Source organism: Novipirellula methanifontis (genome assembly GCF_052161655.1).
GTDB lineage: Bacteria > Planctomycetota > Planctomycetia > Pirellulales > Pirellulaceae > Novipirellula.
The window spans coordinates 1735013-1756520 of sequence record NZ_CP197418.1; the positions used below are offsets into that span (position 1 = coordinate 1735013).

Sequence of the window (21508 nt, forward strand, 5' to 3'; positions counted from 1 at the left end):
GGGGCGTCGAAGACGAATCACGGGCCGTAGCGAAGCCTGGATATCGCGCCACACTGGGGGTGTGGAGATCGCTGGTTCAAATCCAGTCGGCCCGATTATTTGAAGATTAAAGCAGCTCGTCGCATTCATTTGCGGCGAGCTGTTCTTCGTTTAGGAGCAACGGGTAACGGCGATTGTCCATCGGGCCCATAAGATGCCTGACCTTGGATTTCGACATCGCGGAAGGCGAAGCCGTGGCACCGGATCTTTCCAGCATATCCGGCTGGAAGCTTGACCAACGTTCCACGCGATTGGCCGTCTTTAAGGCGAACGGTCGTGCTCAGAACTTCACCGGTCGAAGCGATCATTCCTGGTCGCGATTGTTCGGCCATTTCGATCAGCGTCTTAATCGCCTCGTCCAACGTTCTTTCACGTACAATCAAGACGATTCCACCGTGCTCGACTGAGATTGCCTCCAACGGCCAACCTCAGATCGGATATCCCACAAAGAAAAAGGATTAGAGATGAAAGCGATAGGATACAAGCAAGCGGGCCCGATTGACGCCGCCGATGCACTGATCGAGTTTGAAGCGGAGACACCTGAGTTGCGACCGCACGACTTGTTGGTCGAAGTGCGTGGAATCTCGGTGAATCCCGTAGATGTAAAAGTCCGCGAAAATCAGCAACCGGACAGCGGCACCAAGGTCATCGGCTATGACGCGGCAGGCGTGGTTCAAAAGGTCGGCAGCGAAACGAGCAAGTTCAAAGTAGGTGACGAAGTTTTCTATGCTGGCGACATCACACGACCAGGCACCAACTCTGAGTTGCATGCTGTCGACGAAAGGATTGTCGGCAAGAAGCCCAAGTCGCTTGGCTTCGCGGAAGCCGCCGGTTTCCCGCTGACCTCGATCACTGCTTGGGAACTCCTCTTCGATTCGCTCGCCGTCAAAGAAGGCGAAGGCAAAGGCGAAAGCCTCTTGGTGATTGGTGGTGCAGGCGGCGTCGGCTCGATCCTGATTCAACTGGCTAAGAAACTCACCGGATTGACGGTCGTTGCCACTGCGTCTCGGCCGGAGACTACCAAGTGGGTTCAGAAGATGGGAGCCGACCACGTCATCAACCACCGCGAGTCACTTGTCGATCAACTGAAGGGACTGAAGCTTGAGCCTCGCTATGTTGCTTCGCTAACAGGCACCGACGGGCACTTCCCAGCCATCATTGAACTTATCAAGCCTCGTGGTCACGTCGCATTCATCGACGATCCGGCAACGCTTGACATCAAATCTGGTAAAGCTAAAGCATTGAGTTTTAGTTGGGAATTCATGTTTGCTCGTTCGATGTTCCAAATGGATGACATCGAGAAGCAACACGAGCTGTTGAATCGAGTGTCGGAAATGATCGATGATGGCACGCTGATTTCCACGGTGAATAACAACCTCGGCAAGCTCAGCGTCGATACGCTCAAGAAGGCTCACGCCGAGCAAGAGAGTAGTCGTGCGATCGGAAAGAACGTACTCGACGGATTTTGATCGTGGGGCAATTGCCCGGATTGCTTTGAACCGTTGGGGACAACGGTTCTACTCTGAATTGACACGAAGGTTGCCGCACTGAAAATCAAACACCCACACACTTGCGAGGTCCATTTGTGACATTTAGCGCTCTTGTAGTCGAAAAGAACAGCCAAGCAGAGGTTACTGCTGTCATTCAACAGTTGACCGAAGATCAGTTGCCAGCAGGTAATGTCACCGTCGCAGTCGAATACACCACGGTCAATTACAAGGACGGCCTTTGCCTGCAGGCCAATGGCGGACTCGTTCGCAAATACCCTCATGTGCCGGGAATCGACTTTGCAGGAACGGTCGAGTCGTCTGAGGATTCTCGCTACAAACCCGGTGACAAAGTTGTGTTGACAGGTTGGCGTGTCGGTGAAACGCACTGGGGCGGCTATTCACAAAAAGCTCGCGTCAATGCAGATTGGCTCGTGCCGCTGCCAGAGGCTCTGACGACCAAGCAGGCAATGGCGATTGGAACGGCCGGGTTTGCCGCGATCCTCGCAGTCGTTGCTTTGGAAGACCATGGTCTGAAACCAGATCAAGGCGAAGTGCTCGTCACCGGAGCAGCTGGTGGGGTCGGTTCAATCGCGACCGCGATACTGAGCAATCTCGGTTACGAAGTTGCCGCCGTAACCGGCCGGCCGGAGACCGCAGATTACTTGAAGTCTCTCGGTGCGAATCGAATTGTCGCTCGCAACGAGATTGACACAGCGTCAAAGAAGCCGCTCGAAGCGGAAGTATGGGCGGGATGTGTCGATGCCGTCGGCGGCGAAATGCTCGCGAGGGTGCTCGGCCAATTGAAATACGGAGCGTCGGTGGCTGCAGTTGGACTTGCTGGCGGCGCATCGCTGCCAGCAAGCGTGATCCCCTTCCTGCTTCGCGGAGTCAACCTGCTGGGAATCGACAGCGTGATGCAGCCGTTTGAGAATCGCCAAAGAGCATGGCAACGCATCTCGACCGATCTGCCGTTGGACAAACTGGACGCCATGATACGTCCGGCGACCCTGGCGGACGTGCCAACACTGGCTGCCGAAATATTGAATGGCCAAATCAAAGGCCGCATCGTTATCGACGTGAAATCAAACTAAACTCGTCGCTTGGGTTTCTCCAAGCGATGTCGCTGTGTCTGGCAATCTATTGCGGGCGATCAGCGCGGGGTGACGCGGCAAACAATAGGAGTGCGACGATGGCACACAACAAGGTCGCCGGCTGATAGGTTCCAAACTGAGCATGCGCAACACTGAACAGATACGGTCCGACCGCTGTTCCGGCAACCACGATCGAGGTCGAGAATCCTGAGATCGCGCCGAGATGCGTTCGACCGTAAAAACGCGGCCAAGTCACTGAAGAAATGATTCCGAACATTCCTTGCATCAGCCCCATCCCCAACACGACAAAAATAACGGACGTCCTCGCTCCCAAGAACGACAGACTCAGCGAAAGCATCATGATCCCAACGAGCTGAACCATCGCCAGATACTTCAACTTGACGAAGTCGCTTAGCCAACTGGCAGCCAATTCGACGACAACGCTGACGCAGGCCGCGGGCACGAAAATGGCAACGGCTTGACTCCGCTGCATGCCGGCATCGGCAAAAATGGACACGACATGAAAAGAGAAGGCCGTCAGTACTAAGCCGGATAGAACGACGCTGAACGTGAATACCCAGAAACTGTAAGTTCGTCGAGCTTCGGAAAGTGTGAACTGTCGGCCGCTCAGGGTTTCGGCATGCGTTTTCCGATTTTCCTTTGCAAAGGGGCCGTCCGGCAACAAGCCGTGGTCTTCCGGTCTCGATCGACCGAAACAAAACGCAACCAGCGAAAAGACAGCAACGATCACGGCAATCGTCTGCCAAGCCCACGACCAGCCTCCTTTCTGGATCAGCCATTCGAAAAAGGGCGGAGTCATTGAAAAACCAAAGGCGATGGATATCCCGATGAATGCCATCGCCATTCCACGTCTCTGCTCAAACCACTCCAGTACCATGTTTCGCGACGACAAGGTCAACATCCCCTGGCCAAAGAAACGCATCGCGAAAAAGCCAAGCGTTAAGACCACAAACGAGACGTGATGGCGGTAACTTTCTGGTAAAATCGACGAGGCGTACTCGGCGATGGCATCCGAAAAACTCATCCCCATCAATACGATTGCCAGCATGGCGGCAGAAACAGCGGACACCCATCGGCCGCCGAATCGGTCGTACCAATGGCCGGCGCGGGTGATCAGAATCGCACTGCCAATCGTGCCGGCAAAGTATGCAAAGCTGAGCCAATTGCGTGACAACTGGTGAGCGTCAATCAGATAGTCCGTAAACACTGCCACGCCTACGGTTTGCCCAGGGGCACTGGCCAATACCCCCAACGTGCCACACACTAACACCACCGTGCCGTAAAAGAACGGTAGCCGAGCCGGATCGAAGGGAATGTTAGCGAACCGCGAGGGGCGGTGAAGCTTCTCTGTCTCGCTGTCGGATTTCATACGCGATGTTATTGCAATGGAGGACGAAGCGACCATTGGAGAATACTTCGCTCTCAAAGTCAGCGGGGATTGACACGGCAACTCCAACGAACCGAGAGAGGTCGATAGGGTGTGCAAAGTTCAAAGTCAAAGTGAGAGCAAAACTCCTTGGTGGGAGCGCGGGGTGATCTATCAGGTCTACCCCCGATCGTTTCAGGATAGCGATGCGGATGGCGTGGGCGACCTTGCCGGAATCGAGTCGCGGCTGGATTATCTCGCCCGTCTCGGTATCGATGCGATCTGGTTGTCACCGATTTATCCCTCTCCCATGGCGGATTTCGGATACGACATCGCTGACTATTGCGGCATCGACCCAATATTCGGTGATCTTGCCGGGTTCGACCGGTTGCTTGCGGCGGTCCACGCCCGCGGGCTGAAGTTGCTGCTCGATTTCGTTCCCAATCATTCGTCCGACCAACATCCATGGTTCATCGAAAGTCGATCGTCACGCGAGAACCCGAAGCGAAATTGGTACATTTGGCGCGATCCAGCGCCCGACGGAGGACCACCGAACAACTGGATCAGTGATTTCGGTGGCTCGTCCTGGGAATGGGACGCAGCGACTGGCCAATATTACCTGCACGCATTTCTCAGCTCGCAACCCGATCTGAACTGGCGCGAGCCCGAGGTTCGCGAAGCGATGATGGCGGTGTTGCGATTCTGGCTGGACCGCGGCGTCGACGGATTCAGGATCGACGTACTGTGGCACATCATTAAGGCCGAAGCACTGCCCAACAATCCAATCAATCCGCACTGGACGCCCCAACGCACCCAGCGTGACCAGCTAATCCAACTCTATTCGACCGACCAACCGGAAGCACATGCGATCTCAGCCGAGTTTCGCGATCTTGCCGATAGCTACGGCGATCGCGTGCTGATTGGTGAGATTTGTTTACCGAACGACCGTCATGCCCGCTGGTTCGGCACACCGGATCGATTGCAAGTGCATCTGCCATTCAATTTCCAGCTGATGGAGAACTCCTGGGACGCCGCTTCGCTCAGACAGATGATTGCCGATTATGAAGCGTCATTGCCCGAGTTCGGTTGGCCCAACTGGGTAATCGGCAGCCACGATGCGCCGCGAATCGCGGCACGGATTGGCGAGCCGCAGGCACGCGTTGCAGCCATGCTGCTGCTGACGCTTCGCGGCACACCCACGCTATACCAGGGCGACGAAATCGGCATTGGCGAGGTGACGATTCCGCCGGATCGAGTGCGTGACCCGCAGGATCTGCGTCAGCCCGGCTTGGGGATCGGTCGCGATCGTTCACGTACACCGATCCCTTGGGATGCTTCGGCCTATGCCGGTTTCAGCACGGTCGAGCCGTGGCTTCCGCTCAACGAGGATTGGCGGTCACGCAATGTTTCGGCGCAAGATCGCGTCCCCCGCTCACTGCTGTCGCTTTACCGATCTCTGCTCACGCTGCGGCGATCACACGACGCACTCAGTATCGGCGACTTCACGCTCGCCGATGCGGCGGAGGACGTGCTGGCCTACCAACGGCGACATGCCGGCGAGAGTTTGCTGATCGTGCTGAACCTCAGCGACGCCCCGCGGCCACTGATTCTGCCACCGGATACTTGTGTCGCCGAAGTTCTTGCATCGACGTTGATGGAATCGAACTTAAAGCCTCGCCCAATAAATGCAGAGCTCGCTGCGAACGAAGGTCTCGTCCTGCGGTTAGCAGTGGGATAGGCTCCCAGTATGCCAAGTCCGAACTGACGCTCTGGAAGCCTATCCCACATTCAATGCCGCTACTTTTCCCGCAAACAACCGAAAGATGAAACACTGAAATGCGCATCGCGATGTTGGCTCCGATTGCTTGGCGCACGCCGCCAAGAACCTACGGCCCCTGGGAACTTGTCACCAGTATGCTGACCGAGGCGCTCGTCGAGCGTGGCGTCGACGTGACGCTATTCGCCACGCTCGACAGTATTACGACGGGAACACTTGATGGCGTCGTGCCGGCTCCGTACGGGGACGATCCGTCAATCGATGCAAAGGTCTGGGAATTCCGCCACTTGGCTCACCTCTTCGAACAGGCCGACCGGTTTGACCTAATTCACAATCAGGCGGATTTTCCGGCCCACGCCTTCTCGCGGCTGATCGACACGCCGATCGTGACGACGATCCACGGATTCTCGTCCGACCGCATCCTGCCGATGTATGCGGAATTCCAGGACGTGGTTCATTATGTCGCCATCAGCGAAGCGGATCGCTATCCCGATCTGCGTTACGCAGCGACGATTCATCACGGCATCCCGATCGACGATTTTCCATTCAATCCCAGCGGCAGTGACGATCTACTCTTCTTCGGACGCATCCATCCCGACAAGGGCGCTGCAGAGGCAATCACCGCTGCTCGCAAAAGTGGGCGGCATCTTCAGATGTACGGCATTGTGCAAGACCAGCAGTACTATGAACGAGAAGTTCTTCCTGCCAATGACGGCGTGTCGGTAACGTATCACGGACCGGTCGGTGGGACGCAGCGGCTAAACGCTCTCGGCGACGCACGCGCGCTCTTGCATTTGATTAATTTCGAAGAGCCGTTTGGGCTTTCGGTGATCGAGGCGATGGCGTGCGGCACCCCCGTCATTGCCTCGCGGCGCGGATCGATGCCGGAGCTGATTGAGCATGGCGTCACTGGTTTTTTGGTCGACAGCCTTGACGAAGCAAATAAGGCAATCGAGCGAATCAACGAGATCGATCGCCGCGTCGTCCGCGACGCCATCGCGGAACGATTTACCATCGACCGCATGGCAGACGCCTATTTGACGCTGTATCGACGCATCCTTGGTGTCTAGTTCTTTGTCAGGACTTAAGACTTGGGTTGGTCGTAGCGGAAGTCGTCAAGACTTTCATTGTAATTGCCGAACGATTCGAAACTCTTGACGAGTTCCGCTACCCCCAAGTTAAGACTGGATCATGCGCCTCGTCTCAGCGTCCATCACCGATGCAGATGATCTCTCGGCTGGTACGTTGATACAGATGTCCGCCAGCGGCCGTGAAAGGACTCAATGTCCATGTCTCGCCTGGCATGCCAAGATCGTTCACTGCCACCAATGCATTTTCGTCAAATCGCTCCGCAGTCGCGTCGACAACGTAGACCGTCCCGAGCACGGTCGAAAAGTAGATGTGATTGTTCACGACAATCGGCGTGGCGGCGGAGATGTGTCCAAAGCCATGACTCAGGCGACGTTTGTCGCCTTCGACAACAAAGCCCGATCCTGTTGTGTCGCCTGACTTGAATTCACTCCACGAGAGTTTCTTCGTGCCGTCCTCGACAACGACCTGCACCGGCACTTGCAAGTAGCTGACTTCGTCAGTCTCGATATCGATTCGACCCAAAATACCCGGTTGGCCGCCCATGAAGAAGTAATACTTGCCAACCCCGATATTGGTGCGGTGCGTCAGCAAATGTGGTGTTTTGAATGTCGCATCCACTGGTTTTTTGTAGCGACCGCTGGTTTCATCAAATGCGATGAAACTACCGGCACCGCGGATGCGGATTTGCTTGATCGTCTCTCCCGTTGCTAGGTCCAGCACGAAGAAGTCGTTTCTGTCAAAGCAGTAGGCATGCTTGTCGTCAATGAAGTCTGTGCCTTCAAAGGACAGTCCCTGCCGCTCCCAAATCAGGTCGTGTGTCGTGTTCAGCCGAGACAGACTAATTCCGTATGGCTTTTCCGGAGGACTATGACTGCCGCCCTTGGCATGCAGCAACACCGTCTCGCCACTCAATGTTCCGAGAGCACCTTTGCTGTGAATGCTGATGCCCTCGGACATGATTGCGGTGGGGTGACCAGTCAGCGCATCGAAGCAGCGGACGTACATCCATGGCCACCCGGTCTTGCTGTTCTTGTCATAATCGGTGGCCGTTTGCGGGCGGCGCTGTGGATCGCTCGCGTCACGCATCATTGCGTAGTACAGGTTGCCACCGTGCAGAAACGGCTGAAACTGTTTTGCCGAGTGTTTGGTGCGGACTTCGAATTCCTTTGCCCACACTCTCTGGCCGTCCAGCGTATGACAGGCCATGAAGCCACCCGCGTTAACGAACCAGACATGATGGCCATCGGTCACCGGGGTTGGCGTCGTCGAATCGGTGAACGTGCCATTGACTTGGTTCGGCCGCCGGCCCGGCAGATCACAGCTCCACAGAATCTTGCCGGTTTCCGCATCCAGACAATAACCTAGCGTCTCCGAAACCCATGTCCCTTTTGGACTGATGTCTTGCTCAGTGAATTTTCGGAAGCAGGTCAGAAACAGCTTGTCGCCCCAGACGGCGATGCCGCTGTGGCCCGTTTCCGGCAGCGGCATTCTCCAGCGAATGTTTTTGCCTGTGGCCACACTCCAAGTTTTCGGGTACTCAGTCTGCGAGGTCAGATGATAGTTTCGCTGAGGCCCGCGATGCTCCGGCCAGTGATCCTGGCAGATCGCTGTTGAGGTCAGAGCGGCGATGATGGCGAAAGATGCCAATGCTGTCCGAGGTATCACTTTCGTGTCTGCCTTGAGTAAAGGAAGTGGCTCAGAATTGTCGAACGATCAACAATCTCGCACAACAGGCCGCCCGCGAGACTGGTGAAGCCAGACGCTCTTTTACGCGTCGCGGAGGACGGGAAAACCTCCGTCCGCCCCTCCCTCCTGAAGCAAAGTTTTGGGGAGGTGAAACTCTCGTGTCGGTTCTTAGGCGTTGCGTGGACGGCGTTTGCGGCCGCTGGGAGCAAAACGCTTGCGAATTTCTGCTACCGCGGCGATCAATCGATCCGCTTCATCGAACGTATTGTAGAAGTAGAAACTGGCGCGTGTGGAGGCGGACAAGCCGAGCGATTTGTGCAGCGGCATCGTGCAGTGATGTCCTGCTCGCACTGCAATTCCATACGAATCGAGCGTTTGTGACATGTCGTGCGCGTGAACGCCGTTGATCACAAAACTGACAATCCCCGCTTTCAAATCAGGCTCGGGACCGATGATCCGCACCCCTTCGATCTCGCGAAGACCGCGGTCGGCGTAACTGCCCAACTCTTTTTCATAAGCGTGAATCGCATCGAGACCGACCGAAGTCAAATACTCGGTGGCGGCATGCAGCCCGATCGCTTCAACAATCGGCGGTGTTCCCGCCTCGAATTTGTCGGGAAGTGCCGCGCACGTAAATCCGTCGGTCGTGACCTGGTTGATCATCCCGCCACCACTCAAAAACGGTGGCATCGCGTCGAGCAATTCGGATTTGCCATACAACACGCCGATTCCGGTAGGCCCGCAAGTCTTGTGGCCACTGAACGCCAAAAAATCGACATCCAACGCTTGCACGTCTAACGGTTGGTGCGGAGCCGCTTGGGCCGCGTCGACCAACACACGACTGCCATGGTCGTGAGCCATCGATGTCCAGCGCTGTACCGGAAACTCAACTCCGAGTGTGTTGCTTGATGCGGTGAAGGCAAACATCTTTGGTCGCAGTCGCTGCAGATAATCCGCGACGACTTCGTCGGTGATCGTAATATTTTCGTCCAGTGGCAGAAACTCGATTTTGCATCCGGTTCGCTCGGCCAACTGGTGCCAGGGAACGATGTTCGCGTGATGCTCGGCGATCGTTAACAAAATCGTATCGTCCGCCTTTACATTCGCATCGCCCCAAGCACGTGCGACGGTGTTGATCGCCGCCGTTGTACCACTGGTAAAGATCACCTCGTGTGATTCGGTAGCGCCAATGAACTGTGCAACGCCACGTCGGGCCTGCTCGTAGTAGTCGGTCGACTCTTCGCTGAGCGTGTGGATGCCACGATGCACGTTGGCGTAATAACGCTGGTAGCAATCCGACATCGCATCGATCACCGCCTGGGGGCGCTGGCTGCTGGCGGCATTGTCGAGAAAGGCCAAAGGTTTTCCGTCTGCGACAATGCGTTCCAGGATCGGAAAATCGGCGCGGTACTTCAGGACATCAAACGCGGCCCGCGGTGGAGTTTCAATTGGCATGTTCATCAAGATTCTTCGCTTAAGCTCGGGCCACCAAAATGCGGCCCCTCATTATCGTCGGTATCCGCATCCGCATCGACGGGCGAATGCACTGCGCTCTGTAGTACTCGCCAAGAGAGTAGACAGCATTTTTGACGATTCGGAGTCAGCTTGGGACCGAACAATGCCAGCATTTCGTCGGCGGAGAAATTTTTGAGTTCTTCGAGAGTTTTGCCTTCCATCTGCTCGACCAACATCGAGGCGGAGGCTTGGCTAATCACACACCCATCGCCATCGAACCAGGCCTCTTGGACCTTGCCGTCGTCAGACAACTTCAAGTCGATATGGATCACATCACCACACAGAGGATTATTCCCCTCGTCAGAGTGGGTTGCGTGATCTAGCAGGCCGCGATGGTACGGATCTTCGTAGTGATCGAGGACGTGTTCTTCGTAAATATCGTGTTCGCTCGGCGACATGAGGCTCTGGCAATGGCGGGGCGAGGAAAGAAATGGACTTCAAACCGATCATTTAAGTCTACGCACGTTGTCAAAAATCGACGAGCCCCCATCGAGCGATCCTGCCCTACGGAACCCACTGGGCAACATTATTCGCCTTTCTTTGCCAGTTTCGCTCAAGTTTTGCACCACACCGAACGGTTGGGCTTGCATCGCGGATTCGCCAAGTGTTATCGCAAAGGGGATGTTCTCGAATGTATGGAAGGTTTGGTGACGTATGCCCTACGGTGTCTATTTGTCTGCGGCTGGCGCGAATGCGCAAAGCCATCGGCTTGAGGTGCTCAGTAACAACTTGGCGAACGTGCAAACGCCCGGCTACAAACCGCAGCAAACGATCCTGCAAGCTCGCTTTGCGGAAATGATCGAAGAGGGCGAAGTTTCGCCGGGACTCGGCGGTGCGGACGATATTGGCGGCGGCGTGACGATCCAGCGTTCAAGAACTCAATTTGACCAAGGCCCGATGAAGAAGACCGGGGGTGAAACGGACTTTGCCATCAACGATGACGAATCCTTTTTCGTGGTCGAGCGTGGAGACGAACGTTTGATGACTCGGGCGGGCGATTTCTTGTTCGACAACCAAGGACGGATGATCAATCCGACTGGGGATAAGGTCATCGGCAGCGACGGAAAAAACATTCAACTCGACCCGACACAGCCCTTCCAAGTGGGGCCCGAAGGTCGCATTCAGCAAGGCCAAAATCGTTATGAAATCATGCTGGCAAAACCGCGAAGTCAGGGCGATTTGACACACGTTGGTGGCAACCTGTTTAAACCGCTCGCCGACATCGATCTTGTCCCCGGAACCGACCGACGCGTCGTCGCCGGGCAACTCGAACAATCTTCGGTCAAGCCGACGATGGCGATGATGGAACTGATTGAAACCGGTCGAATGTACGAGGCGAACGTGCAAATGATCAAAAACCAAGACAACGTGCTAGGGTCGCTGATTAGTCGCGTCCTGCAGCCGTAAACCAAAACCAAAAAAGTCCACCTGGCAAAAACGCTTCTGGTGAGGCGTGTTGATCCCCACATCATCTTTTAAACGGAGTTCCTAATGAGCGTTCAATCGCTGTATACCGCCGCCACCGGCATGGGGGCGATGGAAACCAAGTTGGATGTAATCGCGAATAATTTGGCGAACATCAATACAACTGGATTCAAAAAAGACCGAGCTAATTTCGAAGACTTGCTCTATCGCACCGAGGTACATCCCGGAGTGAAAGATGCCACTCAGAATCCGACCGCCGTCGGCACTCAAGTGGGGCTCGGGGTGCGAATTACCAGTACGCAAACGGACCAACGTCAAGGAACGCTGCAACAAACCGGGCGTGATTTGGATGTCGCGATTCGCGGACGTGGCTTTTTGCGAGTGGTGGATCCATCGACCCAAGACACCATGTTCACTCGAGCCGGAAACCTCGACATCAATGCCAACGGACAACTGGTGATGGGTTCGGCTCAAACCGGACGTTTACTTGATCCGCCGGTGACCATTCCCAATGATGCCACCGCGATGGTGATCAATGGCAATGGCGAGGTGATGGTCCAGCAACCTGGCCAAGTCGAACTCGCCAACGTCGGGCAAATCCAAATGTCGCAATTCATCAACCCCGATGGATTACTAAAGGTCGGCGAAAATATGTTCATGCAGACCGATGCATCCGGGCCCGAGCAAGCGGGGAATCCGGGCGAACAAGGACTCGGGGGACTCGTCCAAGGGAACCTCGAAGCATCCAACGTCGAACCCGTCCAAGAACTGATTGACTTGATCACCACCCAGCGTGCGTTTGAGCTGAATAGCCAAGCGATCCAGGCAGGTGACCAGATCATGCAAAATATCTCGAACCTTCGTCGGTTCTAGTCTCCGCTAGCTTGAGTTTGAACATGAAATTTGTGTCACACATCCGAATCACAATGCTGTCTCTTGCTTTGGTCGCAGGGGTTTCGGACGCGTGTGCGCAAACCGGCGCGTTCGTTCCGGTTCGCAAATCCCGTCCCGCCTCGTCACCCGGCACTACGATTGACGTTGCGACGAACTGGACATTTCGCATGAAGAGCGAATCGGTCGTGAATTCGCCGATCGTGCGTCTTGGGGATGTTGTGGTGCCACTGGATCCCAACATCCCTGGTTGGCCTCGGATGAGCCGATCCGCCGTGGGGCTGGTTCCCGTCAGCGGCAAAGCGATGCGAGTGGATCGCCAGCGATTGACCGAAGTGATCTTGAATGCCGAGGCGACTCCGCGTCGACTCTACTGGATCGGCCCCGACACGGCCGAGGTGACATACGTTGCTGTGGCAAAGCCAGCGGCCTCAGTCGCACCGATCAGTGGGGCTGCGATTCAACAGGCGAACTACAACCAACATGCCGGCGCAGTGCAACAGGCCGATGGACAACATGTCGCCAATCGGATCGATCCCGCCCCACAGCGAGCCAATCTCGATCCGCAGTTTGCCGACCGCTTAATCAAGTGGATCGAACTCGCGATATTGCGGAACGACGCGGCACTGCTCGAACGGTACAAATTGAGCATCGATCGACACCAACCCGCGATGCAACAACTCGAACTTGCACGAGGCATTCAGGCCGCCGACTTCATCAACGGAGTCAAGCCAGGGCAATGCGTATTACGAGTCGTTTCACAGGGACTCGAAGGCAGTATCCAAACCGACTTGATTGCAAATCTAGAAAAAAATCCAGTCGCCATTGTGCCGATCAAAAGCATTCGTTCAGGCAATCGACTTGGACGAGCCGATTTTACCGAGCGGCCTATTCCCATCGACGAGTGGGACGATTCCTACTGTATCGACGTAAACGAATTAGTCGGTATGGAAACCCGTGGCAACCTCCGCAATAACGAGCCGATACCGCGGAGTCAGGTTGGCAAACCGACGCTGATTCGTCGTGGCGATTTGGTCGAAGTACGGGTGATCAATGGTGCGATCAGCGTGACTACCAACGCCAAATCGCTCGGTGACGGCGCCGAATCCGAGCTCGTTGAAATTGAAACGCTCGAGCCTCGCAAACGGTTGGTCGCACGTGTTGTCAACAGCGGCGAAGTTGAAATCGTCACTCGTGCTCCGCAAGCCCGATAGTCCTTTTGAAAAAGACAATGATGTACACGTTGCCTCTTCGATCCTTAATGATTCGCTGCCTTGATGGTTTCGCTCGCTGGATTTCGATCCTCGTTTTCGGACTGCTGTGCCATATCGCGGACGCCCAAGAGAGTTCGCTGTTGCGGCAACCGGGACCTCCGCCAGCGATGGCTGCCCCGAATGCATCGCTGCAACCGTTGCCGATGCCGCATCAAGCCCCAGGACCTTATTCCGCCCCGCCGCAGGCAGCTTACACGGCGTCGCCCGGGGCACCGGCACTACTGAGCAACGTCAGTTGGACGTATCAACCGGCGCCTCGTTTGCGAACGTTTCAAAAGAATGACATCATCACGATTCGCGTCGATGAGATCACTAGTGTGACAGCGACCGGTGCTGCTGAAAACCGTAAGAAAACGCTGTACGAAGCGATCCTGACCGATTGGGTCCGCTTAACCGACTTTCGTTTGCGGCCAGACCCGCAGGCCAACGGAGACCCAACGGTTGCAACCGAATCCCAAGCCCAATTTCGCAGCCAAGCGTCCCTGCAATCACGCGAGGCAATGACGTTCAACCTCGCCGCGACCGTCGTAGACATTCGCCCCAATGGAAACTTGGTTGTCGAAGCTCGCAAGACGATTCGCATCAACGATAACCTTTGGGAAACTTCGTTATCCGGAATCTGCCGGGCTCAAGACATCGCCCCGGACAACGTGATCCTTAGCCGCGACCTGATTGATCTTGAAATACGCAAGGAAGATCAGGGACATTTGCGGGACGGGTACAAACGAGGTTGGTTCAGTCGTTGGTTTGATCGCGTCCAACCGTTTTAGTGACTGCATTCGCTTTAAATACTGCACTGGCTCGTACTCGCAATGAATTCAAACGTACTAGGCTCCCAATGAAAATCCTCTCTCGCATCGCAATCATGATGGCACTCTGCGTCGCGGTGCTGCCAGCGGATGCTGCAACGCTTCGGCTTGGCGATATGTGCCGACTGAAGGGGCAAGAGATCAACACTTTGCAAGGCCTGGGGTTGGTCGTGGGCCTACGTGGGACCGGCGACAATGACGCCGCGCCCACTGCGCGTGCGCTATCGCGGATGATGCAATTGATGGGCGGGTCGATGGCAGTCGATTCGCTTGGGCAGCTCGATTTGAAAGATGTTGCCGATGCCAAAAACGTCGCGATGGTTTTTGTCACCGCACGAATTCCCGCAGTCGGATCGCACACAGGCGACCAAATCGATGTCACGGTCAACGCCATCAATGCCAAGAGTCTCGAAGGTGGCTACCTAATGCTAACGCCGATGTTAGGGCCACGCGCCGATAACCCGACGGTTTATGCGGTGGCCCAAGGCCGTGTGAAGGTCAGTATCGATGGTCCCGCGACCACCGGTACGGTTCAAGGTGGCGCCAAAATGGAAGCGACCGTCCCTGCGTCGTTTCAAAAGGATGGCATGATCACGCTGATCTTGGAACGCGACTTTGCCAGTTTTGACAACACACAGCGGATCGAAGACGAAGTCAACAGTTTATCGGCACTGACGCTAGGCGATTCCGGTCGCTCAGGTAGTGGAGGGTCACGCAGCAGTCGTCCTCGCGCCCAAGCGATTGACCAATTGCATGTGCAGGTTCGCATCCCCGAACTGTATCAAGAAAACCCGATCAAATTCATCTCGTTGCTACTGAATCTTCCGATCCAAATCGCCAGCCATTCGGCACGTGTCGTGATCAACGAACGCGAAGGGATCGTGGTGATCGGCAAGGATGTCGAGGTCGCTCCCGTGTTGGTCACCCACCGCAACTTGCGAATCGAAGCAGGCGGTGTGGGCGGATTGGTCGGAGTCGATGACAAGATCGATGAGCGTGATACGGCAAAACTGAAAAATTTGGCCGATGCGCTCAATGCACTGGATGTACCGACCTCGGACTTGATCGCGATCATCAAAACGCTCAAGGCCAAAGGTGACTTGTATGGCGAAGTTGTCTTTCAATAAACGACGAAGTCGCCTTTCAATAAAACGCCCCTTCGGAACTCGCGTGATCTTATGAACTTTCCATCGTCCTCCCCCTTGGCTTCAAAGTCTTCGCCGTTTGACCAACTCACGAATTCCAATCAGCCCGAAAAACCCGTCGATGAGACGCAGGAAGCGTTCACCGATTTTGTCGGTCAAACGCTGTTCGGCAGCATGCTCGATTCGATGCGAAAAACGGTCGGTAAGCCAGCCTACATGCATGGCGGCCGGACCGAGGAAGTGTTCCAGCAGCAGATGGATCAATTGATCGTGGAAGACCTAACCGACGCCTCGGCTAGCTCGATTGCCGATCCGATGTACCAATTATTTCAAATGAGCCGCAGCGCGTAGCATTATGCAAACAAACGAAACGTGGACAAACCGTGTCGCGGAATACGTCGACGAACTCGAAATCGTGGCCACGACGGTTCAGCAGTTGGTTGCCAATTCTCGCATTCAAACCAAAGCGGCTATGGCCAGCGAGGTCGCAGAGACCGGCTTGGAATTGCTCGAAGCGGTCGGACGTCTCGAGAACATGGTGGAAAAGCGAGAGCAACTGCTGTCGGACACTCAGGCTCCAGCATCCGGCACAACGCTGATCGAAAAGCTACGGAGGTCGGGCGAGAGCAACCTGGCTGATCGCAGCCAATCGGTTGCCCACATCATCACGGAGGCTCACCAATCCGCCGTGTCGCTCTTTGTATGCCAGTACCATTTGTCCAGCCATTCACAGGAGATCCTGAGATTGCTCGCTGGAATGGATACCCCCCGAACCTATCGTAGATCGAGTGATGGGGAAGAACGAGAACGTGGCGGCGGCCGCCTGTTCAACGACGCGGCGTAACCGGATTTGCATGGTTTGCAGCGGTGCTGTGCTAGCCGCCCAATCTAATTCGCACGTTCTAAGCAGTTAGGCAGGAGTCTTTCAGTAAATTGGCCGTTTTGGCGCTAGCCACGGTTCCGGCATTCGACCGGGGCTAGCGCCCAAACGCAACGCTGTGAAGCATTTAGAGGCGGCAAATTACGGCATTTGCATTCCGTAGCTACGCTCGCCAGAGCGTGGATGGTTGCCGGCCAATACCAATCACCACCTTCTGGCGAAGGTAGCTACCAGAAATGCTTCACAGCGTTCGCCCAAACGGCTAACAGGATTTCACCCAATGATTCCTGCCTACCTGCTTACTCGTTACAACCGGACGGATTGCGGCGTCCCCCTGTCAAAGTCGATGGCATTGGGGGTCGGTGATTGATTGACGCTGCAAGGTCCGCAACTAGACTAGATTTCTCATAGCGACCGCGTTTCCCTGTAAACGCCCTCTTTTGTGTCGCCATCGTCTCGTTAGGAGCGTCGCGGTTGAACCGCCGTATATCAAACGATTGTTGTGTCGTCGTCCGCTGAATCCTCCGCCACGAATCCTGTCTCTGGCACGAATCCTGCTACGTTTCCAAGCTTCCCCTTGCCCCTTGATGATCATCGACACTGTGAATCCCCGTCTATTGAAACTGATGCAAGCGCCCCCTTGATGCGTCCGTCTTTTAACGCCACTTCCTCGATAGAACTGACTGTTGATTGCGTCCCCTTTTCGCATCTGAGCGAAGCGGATTTGCAAGGGTGGGAGCGTTTACGTCAATTGCAGCCCGAGTTCGCCAGTCCTTTTTTCTCGCCCGCCTACATCGCAGCGGCTGATACGGCGCGGGGGGGCGACGTTGAGGTCGCCCGGATTCGCCGCGGCGACGAATTAGTCGGCTTATGGGCCTATCACCGAATACGCGGCATTGCTTGGCCCGTCGGCCGATGTTTCAACGATGCTCACAATATCATCTCAGCTAATAGTTATGCGATTGATTGGCGATGGTTATTAAAGAAACTGGATTTGAAGGCGTTTCATTTCCACTCGCTGGTCGGATCCTCCGCAGGATTGGCGGACCAAGATTGTTTTGAAACGATTGACGCTTTCTCATTGAAACTTGGCGATGACTCAAAGGGAACGCTCCGCCGCTTGGAACAAACACACACGACGCTGAAGAAGCAGCAGCAAAAGACGCGAAAAATGGCTCGTGAACTGGGGGAAATCTCGCTCGAGATCGATTGCCGCGACGCAGTCCTGCTCGACCAAACGATCCAGCTGAAACGAGAACAATACCTCCGCACCAAACCAATCGATGTATTCGCCCCGGAGTGGACCCACAAGATGCTCCGTCATCTGTTCGAAAAACCACGCCAAGGTGTCTATGGGATGTTGTCGGTCTTGCGAGCGGGCGAGCATCTGGTGGCCGCCCATTATGGAATGCGCGAAGGCGACCTGCTGCATTACTGGTTCCCCGTCTACGATCCTCGCTTTGCGATCTACTCGCCTGGCACCGCGTTATTCAAAAGCATCGTGCACAATGCGACCCAACACGGAATTTGCACCATCGACATGGGGTACGGCGAACCGTCGTACAAACGCAAACAAACGGACACGCAAGGTAAAGTGATTTACGGGGTCACTTCGCATTCCACCCCGTACCATGCGTGGCATCGGCTGCAGTATCAAACGCAACAATTAGCGAGATACATGCCGTTCAAACAGCAAGTGAAAAAGTGGATGCGGACCATTGCGCCCCACTCACACTAATCGCAATTGTCATAAGCGATTGCTGCTAGCAAAAGCAGTTGGACGAAGATGGCCACTGTTCTACAATCGGTTTGGATTGAGTCCCCCAAATTCGGATTGATCATGCTCGAGCCTAGTGCCCCTGTTTACGGCTGTTTTCCGCGTTGGCCTGAAAATGGGCAAAATTTCATTCACCCCAACGATGTGGCGATCGTAACCCGCCGCATTCCCAGCGAACGCGTCTTTCGCCGAGACCGATTTGACGGCACCTATTACCACTATCAATACGGATCCGTCCGCTTTCGGCTTCGCCCCTGCATGTGGCTAGCCGTCCAATCGGACGGTATCGACATTGGGGACTCGGTCGAAACGGTCGGCGTGGGAATGGAGCGAGAATTGTTTGTCGCCGAGGTGTATGGGATGTATTTCGTTCGCCGCAAGGGCTGCATCCTGTACCGGCTGCGTCGTGGCGAAACGACGATTCCAAATCTTTACCATTCCCAGAGCATGCGGCTATTGACCGATAAAACTCACTTGCGTCCTGGTGAAATCAATCATCCGATGCCCAAGGTGCTTGATCGCGGCGAGCGAATCCCCGGCGACCTGGTTTAGAGCGACCTAGTTTAGTGCGACCTGGTTTAGTGCGACCTGGTTTAGTGCGACCTGGTTTAGAGCAGCAGATTGGCCAAGACATTTTCTTGGGGGCGATCGGTTCTGATCTTGCACTGGACTGAATCGCTGGGCTACAAGCCATAGGATTGTCTCGGCCCCACACTTATTCAGCGTAGAGCAAGGAATGCAACCGCTCGCCCCCCACCGGCTCATCGGCGTTATCGTGGTGCTGATCGCATTGACCTGCGATTGGTCCAAATGTCATGCCCAAATCCCCACTCGGGACGAGGTCGACGCGGCACAGAACGTCGTGCTTCCCGATGATCCGGCTGCCATCATCGCTGTAGTGGGGCAAAGCCCCATCTATTACGGTGAAGTCGCTCCCAAGGTCGAAGCCCGTATCAACGAAGTGCTGGCGAAATCGAACCAAAAGGTTCCCGAGGACCAGCTACGGTTTGCCCGCATCAATCTAACGCGAGGCATGCTGACTCAGGCGATCCAAAACAAGATGATGCGAGAGAGTTTCCTGCTAGACCAAGTGGGAACGCAAACCGCCGATAAACGCGCCGAAGCCGATGCAACATTGGCCGCACGTGCACGGCAAATGTTTTTTGAGTCGGAATTGCCTCAGCTGAAAAAGCAATACAAGGTCACCGATATCGGCGAGCTCGATGCGTTGCTTCGTGAAAAGGGAAGCTCGCTGGCGGCCCGGCAACGTGACTTTACCGACGCCATGCTCGGTCACCTCTATATTCGCAGCAAAGTCGAGAAGGATCCCAACGTCTCGATCGCCGACATCAATCAATACTACAACGAACATCTAGACGACTACCGTCACCCTGCCGAGGCGACGTGGGAACAATTGACCGTGTTGTTCAGCAACTTTGCTTCACGCGAAGAAGCGATGACGGCGATTTCTGACATGGGACGCGAAGCCTACTTTGGTGGGAATCTTCAAGCCGTCGCTCGATCCAAAAGCCAAGAGCCGTTTGCCAGCTCTGGAGGACTGCATGATTGGACCGCCAAAGGATCACTTGCTTCGGATGTGCTGGACCAACAGATCTTCTCACTACCGCTGAATGCGATGAGCGAGATCATTACCGACGAAACCGGTTACCACATCTTGCGTGTACTGGATCGTCGAGAAGCTGGGTTCAATCCGCTGAGTGGAGTGCAGGACGAAATTCGTGCCAAAATTCGCGAGCAGAAGATCACCGATTCACAAAAGAACGTGATGAAGGATATGCAAAAACGAGTGCAGGTTTGGAGTCTGTTCCCTGAGGACGTCGATGGAGCGAAACCGTTGCCGACGAGCATTGCATGGCGTCCGAATGATTCCGCCACCAATCCGAATTGATTCTAAACTCAACAATCCTCGACCCAACGAGGCAGGCTGCCCATCCTCAGTATGTCTCGGGTAGCTGCTCGTACACCTCTCATCAACAAGACTTGGCTTGATCCAAGCGTCCCCGTTTACGAATCACGTTTACGCATCCTGAGACCGCAACCATGATCAAGCGAATTGCACTCTACGCCTTGTGCGTTTCGCTTGCTCCGCTGCTGCTAGCTGGTTGCGGCCAACTTGCCCACCGACTGACCACGAACGTTCCCGAAACGTTTGTTCCGAACCCGTTGGAATTGCCTCCGGCTCCGGATGCATTCGTTTGGTCGCAAGTCGTTGATGCGATGGATGATTACTTTCGCATTGCTCGCGAACAACCGGTACAAAACTCTGACGGGATCGTCTTGGATGGTCGGCTTGAAACCACCTATCAAGTTGGCGCATCGCTGATGGAGCCTTGGAAAAAGGACAGTACGCCTGGGTTTGAACGTTTGCAATCGACGCTGCAATCGATTCGTCGCCGCGCGATCGTGACCGTACGTCCGCAAGGCGCCGGCTACATGATCGAGGTCGTCGTCCAGAAGGATCTCGAGGACACCGATCGGACTCAATACGCCACCGAATCCGCCTCGAACAAACGACACGATGGCACGTTGATACGTGAACAAAATCGCATCGATGACACTCCGCAGACGCTCGGCTGGATCCCCCTCGGTCGTGACGCCTCGTTAGAGCAGGTAATCTTGCGAGATATTTTCGGTCGTATCACTCAACCGGATAGCAACTGACTGCGGTCGCATCACTATTTTTATTGAAATGTGTCATTCGGAACGGGACCGACACAATCGATATCTTTTACCAGTGAATGCGGAATTTGGAGCCAAACTTGGGCCCGGATCGCTAATTTCCGAGCAGACTCTGCGCCGATACGGAACCCTGCCTCGCGGTGCTAACACCCGATTGCGAGGCCGTGTGAAACACTGGGCGTTCCCCCCGAGCTACCTAACTCATGATCTGCATCACGCCTAATCGCGTCGACTATCAAACACTTTGTGCTAACGTCGAACGCCGGCTTTGCGAACTCGGGCATCTTGAGTCAAAGCAATTCCCGATGACCCAGCGGGAAGTGATTCGAGGCGGGAAACCGTGTGGCATGTACTTTTGCTTGCATGGCCCTCGTAGCGTTAAATTGACCGCGATTTGCGATTTCACCAAGAACACGATCATCTATTACGGCAGCGATGGAATCCGTCGCGAGAGCGCCACTCTTCCAGCCCGCGTTTCAAGCCAGATTCAAAACGAATTGAAAGCCGCCTAAGGCTTTAGCTACGGGCCC

General features: G+C 55.1%; 21 protein-coding genes and 1 tRNA gene. 17 read left to right on the forward strand and 5 right to left on the reverse strand.

Translation table 11 applies throughout. From position 1 onward, the window contains the following. Positions 1–20: 20 nt before the first annotated feature. Positions 21–95: transfer RNA gene (locus SH528x_RS06105), tRNA-Pro, on the forward strand. A gap of 30 nt (positions 96–125) precedes the next feature. Here the strand turns inward: SH528x_RS06105 and SH528x_RS06110 are convergent. Next, positions 126–458 (reverse strand): hypothetical protein, encoded by a 333-nt coding sequence (locus SH528x_RS06110; RefSeq protein ID WP_442509636.1) that lies wholly within the window; start codon positions 456–458, stop codon positions 126–128. A 45-nt stretch (positions 459–503) separates the two neighbouring features. Here SH528x_RS06110 and SH528x_RS06115 point away from each other — a divergent pair, with 45 nt between their 5' ends. Both SH528x_RS06115 and SH528x_RS06120 read left to right on the forward strand, forming a co-directional pair. Then, positions 504–1508, forward strand: a complete 1005-nt coding sequence (locus tag SH528x_RS06115) for a zinc-binding alcohol dehydrogenase family protein (RefSeq protein WP_442509637.1) — start codon at positions 504–506, stop codon at positions 1506–1508. A gap of 116 nt (positions 1509–1624) precedes the next feature. Continuing rightward, entirely contained in the window at positions 1625–2620 is a 996-nt protein-coding gene (locus SH528x_RS06120; RefSeq protein WP_442509638.1) for an MDR family oxidoreductase, read from the forward strand. A gap of 46 nt (positions 2621–2666) precedes the next feature. Here the strand turns inward: SH528x_RS06120 and SH528x_RS06125 are convergent, their stop codons facing one another. After that, positions 2667–4010, reverse strand: a complete 1344-nt coding sequence (locus SH528x_RS06125) for an MFS transporter (RefSeq protein ID WP_442509639.1) — start codon at positions 4008–4010, stop codon at positions 2667–2669. Positions 4011–4119: 109 nt separating this feature from the next. Between SH528x_RS06125 and SH528x_RS06130 the strand changes: the two genes are divergently transcribed. Then, positions 4120–5745: an alpha-amylase family glycosyl hydrolase gene (locus SH528x_RS06130; protein ID WP_442509640.1), complete on the forward strand. Its 1626-nt coding sequence runs from the start codon at positions 4120–4122 to the stop codon at positions 5743–5745. 98 nt (positions 5746–5843) lie between these two features. Beyond that, the gene (locus tag SH528x_RS06135) at positions 5844–6854 is read left to right on the forward strand and encodes a glycosyltransferase family 4 protein (RefSeq protein ID WP_442509641.1); all 1011 of its coding nucleotides are present in this window, start codon (positions 5844–5846) and stop codon (positions 6852–6854) included. A 133-nt stretch (positions 6855–6987) separates the two neighbouring features. On the opposite strand, the gene SH528x_RS06140 is transcribed toward SH528x_RS06135, so the two are convergent. The 3 genes from SH528x_RS06140 to sufU all read right to left on the reverse strand — a co-directional run bounded on the left by SH528x_RS06140 (position 6988) and on the right by sufU (position 10475). Further along, positions 6988–8541: an outer membrane protein assembly factor BamB family protein gene (locus tag SH528x_RS06140; protein ID WP_442509642.1), complete on the reverse strand. Its 1554-nt coding sequence runs from the start codon at positions 8539–8541 to the stop codon at positions 6988–6990. A gap of 189 nt (positions 8542–8730) precedes the next feature. Next, on the reverse strand, positions 8731–10017 hold the full coding sequence (locus SH528x_RS06145; protein WP_442512088.1) for an aminotransferase class V-fold PLP-dependent enzyme: 1287 nt from the start codon (positions 10015–10017) through the stop codon (positions 8731–8733). A 5-nt stretch (positions 10018–10022) separates the two neighbouring features. Then, positions 10023–10475, reverse strand: a complete 453-nt coding sequence (gene sufU, locus SH528x_RS06150; protein WP_442509643.1) for a Fe-S cluster assembly sulfur transfer protein SufU — start codon at positions 10473–10475, stop codon at positions 10023–10025. A 256-nt stretch (positions 10476–10731) separates the two neighbouring features. Here sufU and SH528x_RS06155 point away from each other — a divergent pair, with 256 nt between their 5' ends. From SH528x_RS06155 to SH528x_RS06210, 12 genes are all read left to right on the forward strand, one after another. After that, positions 10732–11484: a flagellar hook basal-body protein gene (locus SH528x_RS06155; protein WP_442509644.1), complete on the forward strand. Its 753-nt coding sequence runs from the start codon at positions 10732–10734 to the stop codon at positions 11482–11484. 84 nt (positions 11485–11568) lie between these two features. Further along, positions 11569–12375: a flagellar basal-body rod protein FlgG gene (flgG, locus tag SH528x_RS06160; protein ID WP_442509645.1), complete on the forward strand. Its 807-nt coding sequence runs from the start codon at positions 11569–11571 to the stop codon at positions 12373–12375. A 53-nt stretch (positions 12376–12428) separates the two neighbouring features. After that, complete coding sequence (flgA, locus tag SH528x_RS06165; RefSeq protein ID WP_442509646.1) at positions 12429–13607, forward strand: flagellar basal body P-ring formation chaperone FlgA; 1179 nt, start codon at positions 12429–12431, stop codon at positions 13605–13607. Between the two features lie 47 nt (positions 13608–13654). After that, positions 13655–14437, forward strand: coding sequence for a flagellar basal body L-ring protein FlgH (locus SH528x_RS06170; protein ID WP_442509647.1), 783 nt, complete (start codon positions 13655–13657; stop codon positions 14435–14437). 68 nt (positions 14438–14505) lie between these two features. Beyond that, positions 14506–15603, forward strand: coding sequence for a flagellar basal body P-ring protein FlgI (locus SH528x_RS06175; RefSeq protein ID WP_442509648.1), 1098 nt, complete (start codon positions 14506–14508; stop codon positions 15601–15603). A gap of 51 nt (positions 15604–15654) precedes the next feature. Continuing rightward, positions 15655–15972 carry a rod-binding protein gene (locus tag SH528x_RS06180; RefSeq protein WP_442509649.1) on the forward strand — a complete coding sequence of 106 codons (318 nt, stop codon included), beginning with the start codon at positions 15655–15657 and terminating at the stop codon, positions 15970–15972. 4 nt (positions 15973–15976) lie between these two features. Then, positions 15977–16465 (forward strand): hypothetical protein, encoded by a 489-nt coding sequence (locus tag SH528x_RS06185; RefSeq protein ID WP_442509650.1) that lies wholly within the window; start codon positions 15977–15979, stop codon positions 16463–16465. 679 nt (positions 16466–17144) lie between these two features. Further along, entirely contained in the window at positions 17145–18239 is a 1095-nt protein-coding gene (locus SH528x_RS06190) for a GNAT family N-acetyltransferase (protein ID WP_442509651.1), read from the forward strand. A 102-nt stretch (positions 18240–18341) separates the two neighbouring features. Continuing rightward, positions 18342–18830, forward strand: coding sequence for a hypothetical protein (locus tag SH528x_RS06195; RefSeq protein ID WP_442512089.1), 489 nt, complete (start codon positions 18342–18344; stop codon positions 18828–18830). A 184-nt stretch (positions 18831–19014) separates the two neighbouring features. Next, positions 19015–20187: a peptidylprolyl isomerase gene (locus SH528x_RS06200; RefSeq protein ID WP_442509652.1), complete on the forward strand. Its 1173-nt coding sequence runs from the start codon at positions 19015–19017 to the stop codon at positions 20185–20187. Between the two features lie 152 nt (positions 20188–20339). Then, positions 20340–20960, forward strand: coding sequence for a hypothetical protein (locus tag SH528x_RS06205; RefSeq protein ID WP_442509653.1), 621 nt, complete (start codon positions 20340–20342; stop codon positions 20958–20960). Positions 20961–21181: 221 nt separating this feature from the next. After that, positions 21182–21490, forward strand: coding sequence for a hypothetical protein (locus SH528x_RS06210; protein ID WP_442509654.1), 309 nt, complete (start codon positions 21182–21184; stop codon positions 21488–21490). Positions 21491–21508: the final 18 nt, after the last annotated feature.